The sequence below is a fragment of the Dyella sp. 2YAF14 genome (genome assembly GCF_052114725.1).
Lineage (GTDB): Bacteria > Pseudomonadota > Gammaproteobacteria > Xanthomonadales > Rhodanobacteraceae > Dyella.
In genome coordinates this window covers 25,681-42,841 of the sequence record NZ_JBFRFH010000024.1, presented here as the reverse complement: position 1 = coordinate 42,841, position 17,161 = coordinate 25,681, and the positions used below count along the sequence as shown (strand labels likewise).

14 protein-coding genes are annotated in these 17,161 nt (G+C 65.4%); 9 read left to right on the top strand and 5 right to left on the bottom strand.

All coding sequences use genetic code 11. The annotated features are described in order from the left end of the window. Positions 1 to 381: 381 nt before the first annotated feature. The 6 genes from AB4Y82_RS20260 (at position 382) to AB4Y82_RS20235 (ending at position 5,556) form a co-directional block, all read left to right on the top strand. Positions 382 to 1,338, top strand: a complete 957-nt coding sequence (locus AB4Y82_RS20260) for an acetyl-CoA carboxylase carboxyltransferase subunit alpha (protein ID WP_441605458.1) — start codon at positions 382 to 384, stop codon at positions 1,336 to 1,338. Positions 1,339 to 1,484: 146 nt separating this feature from the next. Further along, positions 1,485 to 2,240 (top strand): NYN domain-containing protein, encoded by a 756-nt coding sequence (locus tag AB4Y82_RS20255; RefSeq protein WP_441605457.1) that lies wholly within the window; start codon positions 1,485 to 1,487, stop codon positions 2,238 to 2,240. Then, positions 2,233 to 3,522: a tRNA lysidine(34) synthetase TilS gene (tilS, locus tag AB4Y82_RS20250; RefSeq protein WP_441605456.1), complete on the top strand. Its 1,290-nt coding sequence runs from the start codon at positions 2,233 to 2,235 to the stop codon at positions 3,520 to 3,522. Before AB4Y82_RS20255 ends, tilS begins: the two co-directional genes overlap by 8 nt. A gap of 49 nt (positions 3,523 to 3,571) precedes the next feature. Beyond that, entirely contained in the window at positions 3,572 to 3,823 is a 252-nt protein-coding gene (locus AB4Y82_RS20245; RefSeq protein ID WP_354013004.1) for an exodeoxyribonuclease VII small subunit, read from the top strand. Beyond that, positions 3,783 to 4,715 carry a polyprenyl synthetase family protein gene (locus AB4Y82_RS20240; RefSeq protein WP_441605455.1) on the top strand — a complete coding sequence of 311 codons (933 nt, stop codon included), beginning with the start codon at positions 3,783 to 3,785 and terminating at the stop codon, positions 4,713 to 4,715. Before AB4Y82_RS20245 ends, AB4Y82_RS20240 begins: the two co-directional genes overlap by 41 nt. A gap of 91 nt (positions 4,716 to 4,806) precedes the next feature. Further along, positions 4,807 to 5,556, top strand: coding sequence for a hypothetical protein (locus AB4Y82_RS20235; protein WP_441605454.1), 750 nt, complete (start codon positions 4,807 to 4,809; stop codon positions 5,554 to 5,556). 41 nt (positions 5,557 to 5,597) lie between these two features. Here the strand turns inward: AB4Y82_RS20235 and AB4Y82_RS20230 are convergent, their stop codons facing one another. Beyond that, a complete protein-coding gene (locus AB4Y82_RS20230) occupies positions 5,598 to 6,038 on the bottom strand; it encodes a DUF4870 domain-containing protein (protein WP_441605453.1) in 441 nt (146 codons plus the stop codon). Between the two features lie 98 nt (positions 6,039 to 6,136). Beyond that, positions 6,137 to 7,489, bottom strand: coding sequence for a metalloprotease PmbA (gene pmbA / locus AB4Y82_RS20225; protein WP_441605452.1), 1,353 nt, complete (start codon positions 7,487 to 7,489; stop codon positions 6,137 to 6,139). A 112-nt stretch (positions 7,490 to 7,601) separates the two neighbouring features. Between pmbA and AB4Y82_RS20220 the strand changes: the two genes are divergently transcribed. Both AB4Y82_RS20220 and yjgA read left to right on the top strand, forming a co-directional pair. Then, complete coding sequence (locus AB4Y82_RS20220) at positions 7,602 to 7,850, top strand: DUF1653 domain-containing protein (RefSeq protein ID WP_046972880.1); 249 nt, start codon at positions 7,602 to 7,604, stop codon at positions 7,848 to 7,850. Positions 7,851 to 7,879: 29 nt separating this feature from the next. Continuing rightward, on the top strand, positions 7,880 to 8,461 hold the full coding sequence (gene yjgA, locus AB4Y82_RS20215; RefSeq protein ID WP_441605451.1) for a ribosome biogenesis factor YjgA: 582 nt from the start codon (positions 7,880 to 7,882) through the stop codon (positions 8,459 to 8,461). Positions 8,462 to 8,753: 292 nt separating this feature from the next. On the opposite strand, the gene AB4Y82_RS20210 is transcribed toward yjgA, so the two are convergent. Together AB4Y82_RS20210 and tldD are read right to left on the bottom strand one after the other, a co-directional pair. Continuing rightward, entirely contained in the window at positions 8,754 to 10,175 is a 1,422-nt protein-coding gene (locus AB4Y82_RS20210) for a YeiH family protein (RefSeq protein ID WP_441605450.1), read from the bottom strand. 163 nt (positions 10,176 to 10,338) lie between these two features. Continuing rightward, positions 10,339 to 11,778 carry a metalloprotease TldD gene (gene tldD / locus AB4Y82_RS20205; RefSeq protein WP_441605449.1) on the bottom strand — a complete coding sequence of 480 codons (1,440 nt, stop codon included), beginning with the start codon at positions 11,776 to 11,778 and terminating at the stop codon, positions 10,339 to 10,341. A 143-nt stretch (positions 11,779 to 11,921) separates the two neighbouring features. On the opposite strand from tldD, the gene AB4Y82_RS20200 reads away from it, so the two are divergent. After that, positions 11,922 to 13,127 (top strand): sterol desaturase family protein, encoded by a 1,206-nt coding sequence (locus tag AB4Y82_RS20200; protein ID WP_441605448.1) that lies wholly within the window; start codon positions 11,922 to 11,924, stop codon positions 13,125 to 13,127. 96 nt (positions 13,128 to 13,223) lie between these two features. Here the strand turns inward: AB4Y82_RS20200 and AB4Y82_RS20195 are convergent, their stop codons facing one another. Continuing rightward, positions 13,224 to 17,117, bottom strand: coding sequence for a YhdP family protein (locus AB4Y82_RS20195; protein WP_441605447.1), 3,894 nt, complete (start codon positions 17,115 to 17,117; stop codon positions 13,224 to 13,226). Positions 17,118 to 17,161 lie beyond the last annotated feature (44 nt).

The following is a 17,161-nucleotide window of genomic DNA, read 5'->3' as shown; positions in this document are numbered from 1 at the left end:
TAACCCAAAGAAAATGGCCTGATAACGCCCGCAGCATCGTGTTGGGATAAGCCCGAACGCTCGAGGCGCGTCCTGATGGGACAACCTCCGAGGGTACACAGGGGATACTTCCAAGCGCTGCGCAACGCGCCCGAATCGCTGAGGACTTAGAGCGGAGGCTCGCTTCGCATTGCCCCTGGTTTGCTGGTTTTCGCGACGTACATCACTTCTCCCTCTCCCAGTCGGGGAGAGGGTTGGGGTGAGGGGCCAATCTAGCCTCACCGTCACATCCAAGCCACATCCAAGCCGCCCTTCACCAATTCCTAACCCCATACGCCCCCGTTCCCGCGAAATTCCGCGGACCGGTATACTTGCGCGCTTCCGTGTCATGAACTGCACCGAATGAATCCCAACTTCCTCGATTTCGAACAACCCATCGCCGAGCTGGACGCGAAGATTGAAGAGCTTCGTCATGCCAGTCACGGGCAGGCGTTCAACATCGACGAAGAAGTCGCACGCCTGCGCGAGAAGCTGAAGCTCAAGACCAACGAGATCTTCCGCAACCTCACGCCCTGGCAGGTGACTCAGCTGTCGCGCCATCCGGGTCGTCCTTACACGCTCGATTACATCAGCGTGATGTGCGACGAGTTCCATGAGCTGGCCGGCGACCGCGCCTACTCCGACGACGCCGCCATCGTGGGTGGCCTGGGCCGCATCAACGGCCGCTCGGTGATGATCATTGGTCACCAGAAGGCGCGCGATACCAAGGGCAAGGTGCGCCGCAATTTCGGCATGCCGCGCCCTGAGGGTTACCGCAAGGCGCTGCGCCTGATGAAGATGGCCGAGCGTTTCGGCCTGCCCCTGATCACCCTGATCGACACCCCGGGAGCCTACCCCGGCGTCGGCGCCGAAGAGCGCGGCCAGTCCGAAGCCATCGCCCGCAACCTGCTGGAAATGGCCGATCTGAAGACGCCCATCATCTGCACGGTGATCGGTGAAGGCGGCTCGGGCGGCGCGCTGGCCATCGGCGTGGGCGACCGCACGATCATGCTGCAGTACTCCACGTATTCGGTGATCTCGCCGGAAGGCTGCGCGTCCATCCTGTGGAAGAGCGCCGAGAAAGCCCGCGACGCGGCCGAAGCCCTGGGCCTCACCGCGCCGCGCCTGCTCGAGCTGGGCCTGGTCGACAAGGTCGTGCGCGAACCGCTGGGCGGCGCCCATCGCAACCCGCACTCGATGGCGGTGCGCCTGAAGGCTGTGCTGCTCAACCAGCTCGACGAGCTTGAAGCGCTGCCGGTCAAGGATCTGATGGATCTGCGCTACAAGCGTCTGCGCGGCTACGGCGCGTACATCGAATAACCAGCGCCATACCCGTGTAGGAGCGCACTTGTGCGCGACCGCTCTGCGCCCCGTAGCCGGTCGCGCACAAGTGCGCTCCTACATAGAAATACCATCGTCGCCCCAGCGCGCTACCATCCGTGCCAACGTCGCCCGGAATCGCGTCCATGGCCAACGAACCCACCAGCAAGCTCGCCGTCCTGATCGACGCCGACAACGCGCAGCCGGCGATTGCTGAGCCATTGCTCGCCGAAGTGGCCAAGTACGGCACCGCGCACGTCAAGCGGGCGTATGGCGATTGGACGTCCAATCATTTGAAGAGCTGGAAAGAGCAACTGCTCACCCAGTCGATCCAGCCGATCCAGCAGTTCGGCTATACCAGCGGCAAGAACGCCACCGACTCGGCGATGATCATCGATGCGATGGACTTGCTCTATTCGGGGCGCTTCGATGGCTTCTGCATCGTCTCCAGCGACAGCGACTTCACCCGCCTGGCCGCGCGCATCCGCGAATCGGGACTGATCGTTTATGGCTTCGGCGAACGCAAGACGCCTGATCCGTTTGTGGCGGCCTGCGACAAGTTCATCTACACCGACATCATCGTCGGCAAACCCGATGAAGAGCAGCCGCTCAAGCCGCGCACCGCCGCCCAGCTCAAGCAGGATTCCAGCCTGGTGAACCTGTTGCGCAATGCCCTGGAAGCGGCCTCGGACGACGACGGCTGGGCCGCACTAGGCGGCGTGGGTTCCATCATCACCAAGCAACGTCCGAACTTCGACGCCCGCAGCTATGGCTACAACAAGCTGAGCGAATTGATTGCCGCCACCACGCTGTTCGAACTGGATCGCCGCAGCCCCGGCGAAGGACGCCCCAAGGTGATCTACGTGCGCAACAAGGGCAAGAAGACGGCCGCTCGTGAATAAGCTGGTCGACACGCTTCGTCACGCCTTGCAGCAGCAACCGCAAGGACAACTGTGCGTTGCGTACAGCGGCGGCCCCGATTCCACCGCGTTGCTGCATGCGCTGGCCCAATTGCCGGAAGCAAACGCGCGTGAGCTGCGCGCCCTGCATATCGACCACGGCTTGCATGCGGACAGCGCGACATGGGCCGAACGCTGCAAACAGATGGCGCGCGAGTGGGGTGTGCCCTGCCTGGTGTTGCGCGTCCACGTCGATCATGCACGCGGCTATGGCCTGGAGGCGGCAGCGCGCGATGCGCGTTATCGCGCGTTCGCCGCCTCGCTGCAAAAAGGCGAACGACTGTTGCTGGCGCACCATCGTGATGATCAAGCTGAAACGGTCCTGCTGAAGTTGCTCCGTGGCGCCGGCCCGGAAGGACTTGGCGGCATGCGCGCCACGCGTCGTCTTGGCGAAGGCCTGCTGTGGCGTCCGCTGCTGGACACGTCGCGCGACGAACTGCGTCGCTACGTGGCGCAGCACGAACTGCCCTGCATCGACGATCCGTCGAACCATGATGCTCGCCTCTCGCGCAATTTTCTTCGCCACGAGATCCTGCCGCGCCTCACTCAGCATTGGCCGCAAGCGGTGGATTCCATCGTGCACAGCGCCAGCCTCCACCGTGCCGCCACCGAAACGCTGGAACGGCAGTGGCGCAGCGAGCAGGCACGCTTGCTGGACACCACCAACGGCAGCCTCGACGCCCACGGCTGGCTCGCGCTTTCGCCCGCGCTGCGTCATCCACTGCTGGACGACTGGCTGCACGCGCGCGGACTCACCGCGCCCACCACGGCCCAGCGCGAGCAGATCGAACGCCAGTGCGGCGCCCGCGACGGCCAGCTGCCCTGCATCCGCTGGCCAGGCGCCGAGGTGCATGTGTGGCGTGGACGCCTGTGGGCGCTGCCGCCGCAGCCGGTGATCGATCCGCAATGGAGTGCCCACTGGCACGGCGAGCCGCTGGCCCTGCCCGATGGCGGCAGCCTGCGGCTTGATCCGCCCGGTCAGCTGGACGCGTCAATCAGCATCCGCCTGCGCCGTGGTGGCGAGCAGCTGCGTCCGGCGGGCGATGCGCACACCCGCGAACTGCGCGACCTGTTCCAGCAGGGCGGCATGCCGCCATGGCGTCGGCTGGCCTGCCCCATGCTTTACGCAGGAGACGAGCTGATCGGGGTGGGCGACCGCTGGCTGAGCGCCCATGGCGTAGCCGTGTTCGGCGAGGCGCGGCCCCTATGGCAACCGGCCTACTGAGCGTTGTTGCGATTGATTCCGCACCGCCCCTGCGCTAGCTTTGCGGGCCATGGCCAAGTCAGCATCCGTCCCCGTCGCCCCCGCCGCCGATTTCGAACACTCGCTGGACGAACTCGAGCAGTTGGTTGCGCGTATGGAGGGCGGTGAATTGAGCCTGGACGAATCCCTGTCCTCCTTCGAACGTGGCATCGGCCTCTATCGCCATTGCCAGCAGGCATTGGAAAATGCCGAGTTGCGCGTACGGATGCTGCTCGACCCCGATGCCCCAGACACAGCCGAACCTTTTGAACCCGAGCTCTGAGAGCTCCGAGCTTGGCGCCCAGCTCAAGTCGCTGATCGCCCGCGCCGAAGAGGCGCTCGTCCGTTCCCTCCCGCCGGAAGACACCGCCCCCATCGAGTTGCATCGGGCGATGCGTTACGCCGTGCTCGGTGGCGGCAAGCGCCTGCGCCCGCTGCTGGTCTATGCGGCTGGCCATGCGTTCGGCGAAACAGGTTCGCGCCTGGATGCTCCCGCAGTGGCGGTCGAACTGATCCACGCCTATTCGCTGGTGCATGACGACCTGCCGGCGATGGACGACGACGCCATGCGTCGCGGCCGTCCCACCTGCCACATCGTGTTTGGCGAGGCGATGGCCATCCTGGCCGGCGATGCGCTGCAGGCCCTGGCGTTCGAGCTGCTGGCCCACGACGTGGACCTTGGCGTATCGCCTGCGCGCTGCGTGGAGATGCTGCGCGTGCTCGGCCGCGCCTGCGGTGCCGACGGCATGGCCGGTGGCCAGGCGCTGGATCTGGCCGCGGTGGGGCGCAAGCTCACGCTCACGGAACTGGAGTTCATGCACGCCTGCAAGACCGGCGCGCTGATTCGGGCGGCCGTGCGCCTGGGCGGCCTGGCTGCCGGGGCCTCGGACGACGATCTCCTGGCGCTCGATCGTTACGGCCATGCCGTGGGCCTGGCCTTCCAGGTGCGCGACGACATCCTCGACGTGGAAGGCGAATCGGCCGTGCTCGGCAAGACCGCCGGCAAGGACGCGGCCGCCGACAAGCCGACCTTCCCTTCGATCATCGGTATGGAAGCGTCGCGCGAGCATTTGGCACGACTCACCCAGGATGCACTCGACGCCATCGCGCCATTCGGCGAACGCGCCGGCTTGCTGGAAGAACTGGCCCGGTACGCCGCCGCGCGCCTGCGCTGAGAGTTCGCTCACCGGCGCGCTGCCGACGACGCGTCAACAGTCGCCAGGCTCGAACGTTCCTGCGTGTTGAATCCCAGACTGCGCCGACCCGATGCCATTACCCCGCTTTTTTCGCAGCCGCTGGCTCGGCGCCACGCTCGTGCTGGCAGCCGGCACCGCGATGGCGGCGCAGTCCACCGATTTTTCCGGCGCCTGGCGCCTGGATGATCGCAACAGCGATAGCGCGGATGGCCTGACCAACGCGATGCGCGTGGAAGCGCGCAAGGAGCTCGCGGCGCGCCAGCAGTCCTCAGCGCCCGCCTCGTCGTCATCCAGTGCGTCGCCTGCCGGCTCGCACGGCGGTGGGCACCGCGGTGGTGGCGGCATGGGCGGCGGTGGCATGGGTGGCGGCGGGATGGGCGGTGGCGGCCATGGAGGCGGCATGGGCGGCGGTGGTCACGGCCACCGAGGCGATAGCGGCGACAGCAAACCGGCGTCGACTTCCGACAAAGATCCGATTGCGACGGCGACCTACCCGATGCCGCCGATGCTGCAGACCGACTCGGTGCTGCTGGTGCAGCAGGATGCCAAGACTTTTCAGGTGCACCTGAGCAACGGCGATCAGCTCACCGGCAAGCTGGACGGCGTGGCCCGTCAGTCGCTCAACGGCAACGCGATGGTGCGCGGCCAGATCATGAGTGGCCAACTGGTGGTGACTATCCGCTACGCCGACGGCACCCAGCTCGACCAGACCTGGGCCATGTCGGACGACGGCAAACAGATGATGGTGACCGGCGCCTGGAAGGTGCCCACGCTGGAGCAGCCGGTGGGCTTCAAACGCACCTACGTGGGCTTGCACTGAAACGAAAAAGGCGACCCGAGGGTCGCCTTTTTCTTGCAGGCTCAGCTGATCAGCCGCAAGGTGAACGGGTAGCGATAGCGCACGCCCTCATTCGCCCGGATGGCGGCAATGATGGTGAACACCAGCCACGCCACGCCGACCACGATGCCCACAGGGACGGCAATCAGCACGCCAAGGCCCAGCGTGATCAAGGTGAGCACGAACAGTGCAAAGAACACGATGGCCACGGTGATGTTGAAGTTCAGCGCCTCTTTGCCCTGGTCGTTGACGAAGGGCATGCTGTCCTTCTTCACCAGCCAGATGATCAGCGGCCCGAGGAAGCATCCCCAGCCAAACCAATGGCCGGTGACGATGAGGCCGAGCAGTGCAGACAGATGGGCGAACATCGCCCACTGGCGCTCCTGCACGCTAGGGGTATCGGACGGCGGCACGGCAGGGCCGCTCGACGGCGGCGGTACGACGGACTCGGGCGGAACGCTCATGCGTACATCTCCTGGGTCGTAAAGGCCTGATTGTTCAGTCAGCTGCTGCTGACGGCCTCATCCTAGCAAGTGTCCGCCCGTATTACCGGTGTAGCTAGTCACTCTCCGGCGATGGTCATCTGCTCCAGCAGAATCGAGCCCGTCAGCAGGTGCGAGCGGTGATCCACATCCGCACCCACCGCCACGATATTGGCGTACATATCGCGCAGGTTCGCGGCAATGGTGATCTCTTCCACCGGGTAGGCGATCTCACCGTTCTCCACCCAGAAGCCGGCCGCGCCACGCGAATAGTCGCCGGTGATGGTGGACACGCCCTGCCCCATCACCTCGGTGACCACCAGACCCGTGCCCATGCGCTTGAGCATGCCGGCGAAATCATCCTGGCCGGGCTGCACGATCATGTTGTGGATGCCGCCGGCATTGCCGGTGGATTCCAGCCCCAGCTTGCGCGCCGAATAGCTGCCAAGCACGTAGCGTGCGAGCACGCCGTTTTCGATCAGCGAACTGTCGCGCGTAGCCACGCCTTCCGCATCGAACGAGCCCGAGCCCTGGCCGCGCATCACGAACGGACGCTCCACGATATTCATCCAGGACGGCATCACCTGCTTGCCGGCGTGGTCCAGCAGGAAGCTGGCACGGCGATACAGCGCGCCACCGCTGACGGCGCCAATCAGATGGCCGATCAACCCGCGCGCCACGTCCGGCGTGAACAGCACAGGAGACTGGCGCGTGGACAGCGAGCGTGCCCCCATCCGGGCCAGCGTGCGCTGCGCCGCCTTGTCGCCAAGCGCCTGGGCGCTGATGAAATCCTCGGCCGAGCGCACGCTGTCGTACCAATAGTCGCGCTGCATGCCGTCGTCGTCGCCGGCAATCAGCGCCACGGACAGCGAGTGGCGGGTGCCTCGCTCGCGGCCGACAAAACCATGCGAATTGGCGTAGACGGCCAGGCTTTCGCCCATCTGCACGCTGGCGCCGTCGGAGTTGGTGATGCCCGCGTGGGCGCGACCGGCGTCCTCGATCTGCTTGCCGAGCTCGATCGCCTGGTCGGTCTCGATGCGCCACGGGTGCCACAGGTCCAGGTCGGGGAACTGGGTGGCCATGCGGGACGCGTCGGCGAGGCCCGCGGCCGGATCTTCCTCGGTGTAGCGGGCGATCGCGCAGGCCTGCTCCAGCGTGGCCTGGATGGAATCGGGGTTGAGGTCGGCCGTGCTGGCCGAGCCCTTGCGCTGGCCGAAGTACACGGTAAGCCCGAAACCGCGGTCGCGCGTGTGTTCGACCGTTTCCACCTCGCCCAGGCGCACGTTCACGTTCAGGCCCGTGTCGATGCTGGCGGCCACCTCGGCCTGGCTGGCGCCGGCGGCGCGGGCCCGGCGAATCACGTCCTCGGCCAGTTGGGCCAGGCGGTCGAGTTCGTCGTTGCTGCGGTCCTGGGTGGGGCTGAGCTGGGTCACGCGTCGATTCCTACGGGCAAGCGGGGAACGGGTAGAATACGCGGTCCTAGCCGCGCACCTCCGAAAGTGGGGGTCGCACACCCGAAAGCAACGGAGCGTCGCGGAGAACGCCATGTCACTGACAGCCGGCATCTACCGTCACTACAAAGGCCAGCGTTACCGCGTCCTGGGCACGGCCCGGCACAGCGAAACGATGGAAGAGGTAGTGGTCTACCAGGCGCTCTATGGCGATTACGGCCTGTGGGTGCGTCCCGCCGCCATGTTCTGCGAAACCGTGGAGCTGGAGGGCGAGCCGATTTCCCGCTTCGCGTTGGAACAGGCCGAACCGGACCTGCTCGACGGCGTCATCGCTGCCCCCTGAGCGTTTGCTCCATCTGTTGGAATACCCCAGTGAATCGCACTTACACCGACAATCCGGACCACGATTACGGCCCGACCCGCACGCAGCAACGCAAGGACGCGCTGGCCGTGCTGGCCTTGGCCGTCCAACTGCTCGAGCTGCCGCCGAGCAAGCTGGCCAAGCTGGAGCTGCCGGAAGATGTGGAGCGCGAGATCGCCAACACACGCCGCATCACCGCGCATATCGCGCGCAAGCGACAGCTGGCATTTCTGGCCAAGGTGATGCGCCGTCACGACGCCAGCGTATTTGAAGGCGTCAGGGCCGCACTCGGCGAAAACCGCGATCGCCAACGGCAGGAAACGGCCGCCATGCACCGCCTGGAAGCCACCCGCGATCGCCTGCTGAGCGATCCGGACAACGCCATGAGCGAGGTGATCGCCCAGTATCCGAATGTCGACCGCCAGCACCTGCGTTCGCTGGTGCGCCAGGCCAAGATCGAAAAAGACGGCAATAAGCCGCCGCGGGCGTATCGCGAGATCTATCAGTTGCTGAAGGATCTGGCGGCAGGCAGCCGCACCGACGAGGCCGTCGACGAAAACGAAGACGACGCGCCGGAAGAAAACGAGGATTGAGGCCAGCGTGAGTCGCGCACAGCGTGCGCTCCCACAGGATCGAAGTCACCTCGTGGGAGCGCACCCTGTGCGCGACTCAACCCGCCTCAGTCTTCAACGGCACTGAACCGCCCGCACGTATCTCGCGGCGACACGAAGCAATCGTGCACCTCGCACAACGCACTCGCCCCGATACTCGCGCCATACGCCGAGCCGAACGACGTCAATCCCGGCACACGCTGCTCCGTCTCGCGCGGGTCATCGCAACGATGACGACATTGCGCGCAACACGCCGCGAGTGTCGCTACCGCGCTCATCCGCCCAGTCCGTTCCAATAGTTCGCAAACACGTGCACCGACAGCACGTAGCCGATGATCACGTTCACCACCACGCCCGCGGTAAACGCCGCCAGCGGACGCCATCCAGTGGCTGTCAGCGAACGCAGCCGCGTGGTGAGCCCGATGCTCAAGAAGCAGAGCGTGAAAGCCCAGGTACGCAGCGTGCTGATCGGCGCGACCAGATCCGGCGTGACCACCTTGCGATAGTCGACCAGCGAATAGTGGCTGGCGATCCACGTGACCAGGGCTGAGGCGATGACGAAACCAAAGACGAACTTCGGAAAGCGCGCCCAGATCTCTCGCACATCGGCCTTCGCCTGCACGCCATCGTCAGAAGTGTTCCAACGCGTCGTGGCAACCCACGCCAGCACGAAGGCCCAGATGCCGATCCAGATATCGCGGCCCACCACCTTCATCAGCGTGAACGCCTGCACGGCAGCATCCGGCGCACCCGCAATGGCACCGCCCGCGTTGCGCGCAGCATCGCCGTAAGCCTGTGCCGCCGCTACGCCGGCCGCATCCGCGAATTCGGACGTCCCGATCCAGGCGCCGGCTACCGGCGTCGACAAACCCAACGCGCGCGACGCGAACGGCAGCACGAAAATCATCACGATGGCCCACACCACCACCAGCGTGATGGCTACCGAGGTATCTTCGCGACGGGCGCGCACTGCGCCGCCGCTCGCAATCGCCGCGGAAACGCCGCATACCGCGCCACCCACACCGAGCACGGCGGCGAATCGCTTATCGAGACCCAGGGACTTGCCGACCAGAAAGATGGTGAAGAACGTGGCGAGCGAGACGATGGTCGCCTGCCCCACCGCCACCGGACCGGCCCAGAACAGCAGGGTCAGCGGCAAGGTCGCACCGAGCAGCACGATGCCCACCTTGATGTAGAACTCCACCCGCAGCCCCGACTGGAACCACTCGGGCAACTTGACCGTGTTGGAAACGATCAGGCCCAGTCCGAGTGCGAGCAAGGGCGCCTCGAGGTTGTAGCGCGAAGCCTCGACCCACGCGGAAGCACTGAAGATCAGCAACGACACCACGAACAGAATCGCAAAGGCGGGCAGAAAACGCGTCAGCGACTGCCCGAGCACCGCAAGTCCCGTGCCGAACAGCAGCGCGAACGCAGCGAACAGCGCGAGATAGTTGGGTGCGTGCGAGACCACGCCCTGCCACGCTTCGGCCAGCGTCTTCCACTTGGCCGGCGCCACCGCCAGCCACTTCAGGCTGCTGCCGTTGGCAAACAGCGCCCAGGCCACCACGATCACCAGCAAGCCGATCCACACCGACCACCAGTCTTCGTTGGAGAACACGCCCCACCGCGCGGTGCGCGTGGCGGCAGCCGCCTGGGCGCGGGCCTGGCCCGGCAGAACTCGTGTCGCTTCGCTCATCGCACCGCCCCTCACCGAAAGATGAACCGGACGTCCAGACGTCCGGGCGGCCAACGGGAAAAGCCGCAGCGGACACTGTCCGGCTGCGGCTCGTCAAAGCGAAATGAGCTTTTGTTCTATCGATATAGCCGCAGACTGGCGGCAGGCAGGCTCTGCAGCGGCGTCAGGACGCCGTGCCGCCCACCGTCATCGCATCGACCTTGAGCGTCGGCTGGCCCACGCCCACGGGCACGCTCTGGCCATCCTTGCCGCATACGCCGACGCCTTCGTCCAGCGCGAGATCGTTGCCGATCATCGATACGCGGTTGAGCACGTCGGGACCGGAGCCGATCAGGGTGGCGCCCTTCACCGGACGGGTGATCTTGCCGTCCTCGATCAGGTAGGCCTCGCTGGCGGAGAACACGAACTTGCCATTGGTGATGTCGACCTGGCCGCCACCGAAATTCACGGCGTACAAGCCCTTTTTCACCGAGCGGATGATCTCCTGCGGATCGTGCTGGCCGGCGAGCATGTAGGTGTTGGTCATGCGCGGCATCGGCAGTTGCGCGAACGATTCGCGGCGACCGTTGCCGGTGGGTGCCATGCCCATCAGGCGCGCGTTGAGCTTGTCCTGCATATAGCCCTTGAGGATGCCGTCCTCGATGAGCGTGGTGCATTCGGTGGCGGTGCCTTCGTCGTCCACGCTGAGCGAGCCGCGGCGTCCGGACAGCGTGCCGTCGTCCACCACGGTGACGCCCGGCGCGGCGACGCGCTGGCCGATGCGGCCGGCAAATGCCGAGCTGCCCTTGCGGTTGAAGTCGCCTTCCAGGCCGTGGCCGATCGCTTCGTGCAGCAGCACGCCCGGCCAGCCCGGCCCCAGCACCACGGGCATGCTGCCGGCGGGCGCGTCGACGGCTTCCAGATTGACCAGCGCCCCGCGCACGGCCTCATCGGCGAAGCCCATGGCGCGGCCATTTTCGATCAGCTCACGATAGCCATAGCGGCCACCACCACCCGAACTGCCCTGCTCTCGGCGGCCGTTCTGCTCGGCGATCACGGTGACGTTCATGCGCACCAGCGGGCGTACATCGGCGGCCAGGGTGCCGTCGGAGGCGGCGATCAGCACCGTGTCCATGGTGGCCGACAGGCTGACGATGACCTGCTTCACGCGCGGATCGCGGGAGCGCGCATAGGCGTCCACTTCGCGCAGCAGGGCGATCTTGTCGGGATTGGGCAGGCTTTCGACCGGATCGATCGCCGGATACAGCTGGCGCGCGCCGTTGAGGGCCAGCGGCTTACCGGCGCCATTGCCACCCTGGGCAATCGCACGGGCGGCCTTGGAGGCTTCCAGCAGCTGCGGCAGGACGATCTCGTCGGAGTAGGCGAAGCCGGTCTTCTCGCCGCTGATTGCGCGCACGCCCACGCCCTGCTCGATGGAGTGGCTGCCATCCTTCACGATGCCCTCCTCCAGCACCCAGGACTCGCTGCGCGAATGCTGGAAATACAGGTCGGCGGCGTCGATGGAGGGGCCCATCAACTGGTTGAAGACGCGGTCTAGGTCGGTGGCGGCCAGGCCGCCCGGCGACAGCAGGCGGCGTTCTGCCTGCGCGATCAGGGAATCCATGAAGTCGGTGCCGTTTGCAAAAGGGGGACTTTAGCAAGTTGGGGCCACTCGCCGGGCGTTTAAAGCCTCGTCTGATAGAGCCGGGCCGGGCCAACGGTTACGATGCGGCCTTCCATCGATGACGCACATGTGAAGGAACACGTATGAGCGATACGCCCCGGCAGCCGCTGGCCCACAAGGTGATCGACCGCACCATCAAGGCACCCATCGAGGAAGCCCGCGAGCTGCTGCACAAGGACGGCCAGCTCAAGCCGGGCCAGGGCATGGTGAGCAGCGTCATCGCGCTGTCGCTGGGCTTCCTGAGCCTGCTGGCGGTACTGGCCTTCCACTTTCCCCAATACCTGACCACCCCCGACCTGCGGCACGAGTATTCCGTGGACGTGCTGCGCCAGCTGCTGCTGGCCGCCCTGCTAGTCGCGGGCGGCATGTCGCTGGCCAACATCATCCTGGGCCGCGCGCGCCGGCTCAGCATGGTGGCGTTCGCCCTGGTGATCGGCGCGACCGCACTGGGCGGTTCGCGCGTGCCGGTGGGCGACTTTCCCGACCACACGCCGTACATCGGGCTGGACTGGTTCATCCTGGACCTGCTCGGTTCCACCCTGGTGTTCGTGGTGATCGAGAAGCTGTTTCCGCTGTACAAGGGCCAGACGCTGTTCCGCAAGGAATGGCAGACCGATCTGAAGCACTTCGCGGTGAATCACTTCATCGTGGGCCTGGCCCTGCTGGTGGTGAACTTTCTGCTGCATCACCTGTTCGGCTGGCTGGTGCGCAGCGACTTCCAGCAGTTCGTGCAGCACACGCCGTTCGTGCCGCAGCTGCTGGTGTGCATCCTGGTGGCCGACCTGGCGCAGTACTGGACGCATCGCGCGTATCACGAGGTGCCGTTCTTGTGGCGCTTCCACGCCGTGCATCATTCGGTGAAGACGATGGACTGGCTGGCCGGCTCGCGCCAGCACATGCTGGAATTGATCGTCACGCGTGTGGCCGTGCTGGCGCCGCTCTACATCCTGGGCTTCAGCGAGGGTGTGATGAATGCGTACATCATCGTGGTCGGCTTCCAGGCCGTGTTCAATCACGCCAACGTGCATCTGCCGTGGGGCCCGCTGAAGTACGTGATCGTCACGCCGGACTTCCATCACTGGCACCACGCCTCCGACGACGAGGCGATCGACAAGAACTACGCCGCGCACTACGCGTTTCTCGACTACCTGTTTGGCACGGCGGTGAAGTCGACCAAGAAGTTTCCGGAAAGCTACGGCGTGGTCGGCGACTACATGCCTGATGGCTTCGTGCGCCAGCAGCTGTTTCCGTTTCGGGGAAGTACGAAGCCGCGAGAACCGTCGGCGTGAAACCACACCTGTAGGAGCGCACTTGTGCGCGACCACCAGCCGGCCGTGCCCTCCGTGCAAAGCGGTCGCGCACAAGTGCGCTCCTACAAGTGAGGGCTATCGCGCGCTGCTGCTCGCCGGCGCCGGCAAGGTGGCGGCGCCCGGCGCGGCCAACGCGGGCGGCACCGGCACATCCTTCTTCTCGATCAAGGTGATCGTGGGCTTGTCCCAGCTGCCGGTGACCTTGTATCGCGCACTGGCGAAACGATTGATGCCGTGCCCCAGCAACCCCTGAGCCACGAAGCCGGCGGCAATACCGATCGGCCCACCGACAAACGCGCCGACCACCGGCAAGCTGTTGCCGGCATGCGGTATGGCAAGCACCTGCAGGTCATAGTCCTTGGCACGCAGGCCTGTGCGCCCGGTGATGGAGATCTCCGCTGCCGGACTGCGTATCTGCAGATTGTCGGTGTTCGCGTTCCCATCGCCCAATTTGAAATCGCCGGAAATGGCGTCGAAGGCCAGACCCTTGCCGAACACATCGCCGAAGTCGAATGACAGGCGACGCGGCAGTTCCAGCACGGACACCAGGCCGAACAGGCGCGCCACGCCGGGCGTCACTTCAGGCATGCGACCGTCAGTGATGTTGATGCTCAGCTTGCCGTCCATATTGCCCAGCTCCATCGCCGAGGGTGCGCCCGGCCAGGTGGCATCGAGCTGCGAACGGACCTTGCCGCCGGCTAGCAATCCTTCATAGCCGAAGGCACCGAGCATGTCGCCCATGTTCTCGGCGGCAAAATCGAAGCGCATGTGCGAGTGGCTGTCGTTCGCCGTGCCGTTCCAGTCGCCGACACCGTTGATCTGCACGCCGTGCGACAAGGTGCGTAGCTGGTCGATATGCATGCCCTTGTCGGTCGGCCACGTTTCCAGCCGGGCTTCGCCGAGTTTGGAATCACCGAAACGCAGGTCGTTCACCCAGAGATGGAACGGCGGCAGCGCCGACGGCGTGATGCCGGTGACGGCTGGATTGGGCGGCGCGGCTGACGCGCTGGCGCCCGGTTGTGCAGCCGTACTCTGCGCCGACGTTGCATCGGTGGCGCCACCGGCAGGCTTCTTCGGCGTCACTACATCCTTGGGCCAGTACAGGCGCTGCAATCGCGCAGTTACGCCGCGGCGCGTGAGATCGGCCAGCGGAATATTGAAACGACCCGCCAGCCCGGCGCTGTCGACGTCCACGACCAGGCCATCCGGCTGCGAGCTGGCGAGCAGGTGCATATCGGCAAACGGATGGCCAAACACCATCGCCTGTTCGGCCGTCACATCGATGCTCTCCAGCCCCGGGCCGTTGGCACTGCTGCCCGACGAGGCGTACTGCGTCCAGCCAGTCACATCGAGCTTGCCGGGTCGGCCTCGTATGCGAATACCCTTGTCGGGTACCGAATCGGGCGCCTTCGTGCCAAAGGCGAAGGTGGCTGCCAGCGACTGGCTGTCGTTCTGGGGAAGACGCAAGCGTGCGCGTACGACCTGCCCCACGCTCAGCTGCACGTCGCTGCCCTGCATGGGCAGATTCATCTCTACATGCAGCGGCAGCGTCCCCTCGGCCGACTTCTTCAACGGCGTGGGGAAATCGAGCGTCATGCCATTGAGCATCGAATCCACGCTCAATTGCTGCGTGCTGGCGGCCGAGCCCGGCGCCGTGAGGATGTTGAAACCGACGGTAAAGTCGCTACGCCCATCCGCTACCTGGTTCAGCCAGTCGAGCTGTTTGTAACCCTGGGTGAGCTCGGCCATGCTGAAACGGCCAGCGAGCTTGGCCGAGAGCACCGTATTGGGCTGCCCGGTGGCGCCGGCGATGGCCAGATCCAGCTTGGCCGGCTGACCGCGGAAACTCGTATCAAGCGGCCCCGCGTGGAAACCGGCCTTGTCGAAAGTCGCCGGGCCGGTGAGCTTGTCGAGCTTGAGGTTCCACTCCGGCGCGTCGAAATCCACGCCCTTCAATTGCGCACGACCATCGAGGATGAAGTTGCTGGAGTCCGCCACCGGCAAGGACAGGTGGAAATCGAAATCGCCGCTGCCGCCCAGCCGCAGCTTGGACAAGGTGTCCGCGTGATGGATGCCGATGGGGCTGCGCTGCACGAAGTCCATCATGCTGGCGCCCGTGCCGTTGCCGCTCACATTGAGGTCGAGCACGCTGTGGCCAAGTTCCGGAATGATCGCCACCGCGCGTTCGACCTTGTTGCCCAGCGACTCGCCGGCACTGGCTTCGACCAACATGCCGCCGTTGATGAAGTTGGCGACCGCCGTGACGTTCTGCGCATGCGGCCAGTCCCGGCCATAGTTGAGCTCCAACCCGCTGAGCTCGGCACGTCCCTCGAAGCGCCCTTCGTTGTGGTGGAACGGCCAATCCTTCAGGTCGCCGCGCACCAGCACATCGGCATGATCCATCTTGCCGTCGACCAATGCCTGGTCCAGCCACTGCACAGCGGCGGGCGACATCGAATCCACGGGCCAGAACAGCTTGGCGGCGACGATATCGGCATGGGAGATGGTGGCGTACAGATCCATGAATGGACGTCCACCCTCATTGGGCAACGCCACTTCGCCACGCGCTTCGCCGCCGAACCCCGCGCCTTCGAATGCAAATGCCTGCGTGCCGATATGCAACGCGTCGTCATCGCGCCAGAACGCCACATCGCCGCCCAGCTTCGACATCACGAACGGTTCGCGGAAGGTGTGCGGAAAGCGCACTACCGTGGCCTGCGCCGGCAGCGAGACGGCCATCGCCTGCGTATCGCCACGAAACTCGCCGTGGATGCCATCGATACCGGGCAACTTGCCGACCGGGTTGATCGCCACGTTGTCGAAGGAGACGTCGAGCGAGCGCAAACCTTCAGCGTGATTCCAGCCGAACTGCGCCTGTGTGATCTGGCCGCGCGGCTTTCCCGTCCCGACCCACTGCGCCAGGCCCGGCGACAACTGCGGCTTGAGCGCCAGCCAGGGCACCAGCGGCGCCAGTTGCAGGTTGCGCGCAACGACATCGACGCTGGCCTGATCGGTGTTCATGCCCTTCAGCGCAGCTACGGCGATACCGCCGTCATCCGCCGCCCAGCGTATGGTGTAACTGTCCTTGCCGATGGCCACTTCGGCCAGTCCATCGAGGCCCTCCGCGCTGGCGGTGGCGCCATCGGGATTGCCAAGTTTCAGATCGCTCAGATGAAATCGCGTGAGGCTGCGCACCACGCGCGCATCGCGCCAATCCAGCCAGCTTTCGAACGAACCGCTGCCGCTGTCGGCCGTATAGCCGGCCATATCGATGCCGGTGGACAAGGCGTGCAGGTCAAGATTGCTGCCGCTGATCCACAGCTTGCCGTCCGAACCGTCGTCGCTGAAATTGCCGGCGCCACGCAGTTGGCCCGGCGACCCTTCACGACGCAACAAGGCGCCGACGCGAATGCGGCTGCCCTGCCGACTCAGGCGCAGCTGGTCGGCCAGCAAGGTGAAATGACGATTGATGCGGTTATCTGTGATATCCAGCCGCGTATCGCTCAGCGACAAACCGATCGACAACTGGTTGAAGCCCGGCTTCTGTCGCTCGCCACCGCCCGCCAGGCCAAAGCCGTTGACGTGCCAGGTGCCATCGGTATCGCGGCTGAGGTCAAACTGCAGGCCACGCGCATGCAGGTTCACCACATGGCGCGATGGCAGCAACCAACCACCCGGATCAAGCTTGAGTTCCGCTTCGGGAATCTGCAGCGGCGCACCGCCGTCGCCCGACCCGATGGTGACGCCACGCATGACGAACATGGGACCGGACGGCTGCCAGCGACCTTCCATCGACTCGAAGGTCACCGGACGATGCAGTTTGGCGGCCAGCTGCGTCTCCACCCATGCAGGGTGCTTGGCCAGCAGCGGCAACAGCAGCTGGGCCAGTCCCATCAGCACGGCCAGCGAAATCACGGCCACGCCGACCACCCAGGCGACAGCCCGGGCGCAGAAATGAGTACGTTTCAACCAGGGTGCGCTCACGACTGGCTCGCGACGCGAAGCGCGGGGCG

What these genes read in the sequence shown, in the direction of transcription:
- AB4Y82_RS20230 (WP_441605453.1), bottom strand. Translation starts at nt 6,038, where the DNA reads ATGAGCGTTCCGCCCGAGTCCGTCGTACCGCCGCCGTCGAGCGGCCCT.
- AB4Y82_RS20245 (WP_354013004.1), top strand. Translation starts at nt 3,572, where the DNA reads ATGGCCAAGTCAGCATCCGTCCCCGTCGCCCCCGCCGCCGATTTCGAA.
- AB4Y82_RS20260 (WP_441605458.1), top strand. Translation starts at nt 382, where the DNA reads ATGAATCCCAACTTCCTCGATTTCGAACAACCCATCGCCGAGCTGGAC.
- tldD (WP_441605449.1), bottom strand. Translation starts at nt 11,778, where the DNA reads ATGGATTCCCTGATCGCGCAGGCAGAACGCCGCCTGCTGTCGCCGGGC.
- AB4Y82_RS20210 (WP_441605450.1), bottom strand. Translation starts at nt 10,175, where the DNA reads ATGAGCGAAGCGACACGAGTTCTGCCGGGCCAGGCCCGCGCCCAGGCG.
- AB4Y82_RS20240 (WP_441605455.1), top strand. Translation starts at nt 3,783, where the DNA reads ATGCCCCAGACACAGCCGAACCTTTTGAACCCGAGCTCTGAGAGCTCC.
- AB4Y82_RS20220 (WP_046972880.1), top strand. Translation starts at nt 7,602, where the DNA reads ATGTCACTGACAGCCGGCATCTACCGTCACTACAAAGGCCAGCGTTAC.
- AB4Y82_RS20255 (WP_441605457.1), top strand. Translation starts at nt 1,485, where the DNA reads ATGGCCAACGAACCCACCAGCAAGCTCGCCGTCCTGATCGACGCCGAC.
- AB4Y82_RS20200 (WP_441605448.1), top strand. Translation starts at nt 11,922, where the DNA reads ATGAGCGATACGCCCCGGCAGCCGCTGGCCCACAAGGTGATCGACCGC.
- AB4Y82_RS20235 (WP_441605454.1), top strand. Translation starts at nt 4,807, where the DNA reads ATGCCATTACCCCGCTTTTTTCGCAGCCGCTGGCTCGGCGCCACGCTC.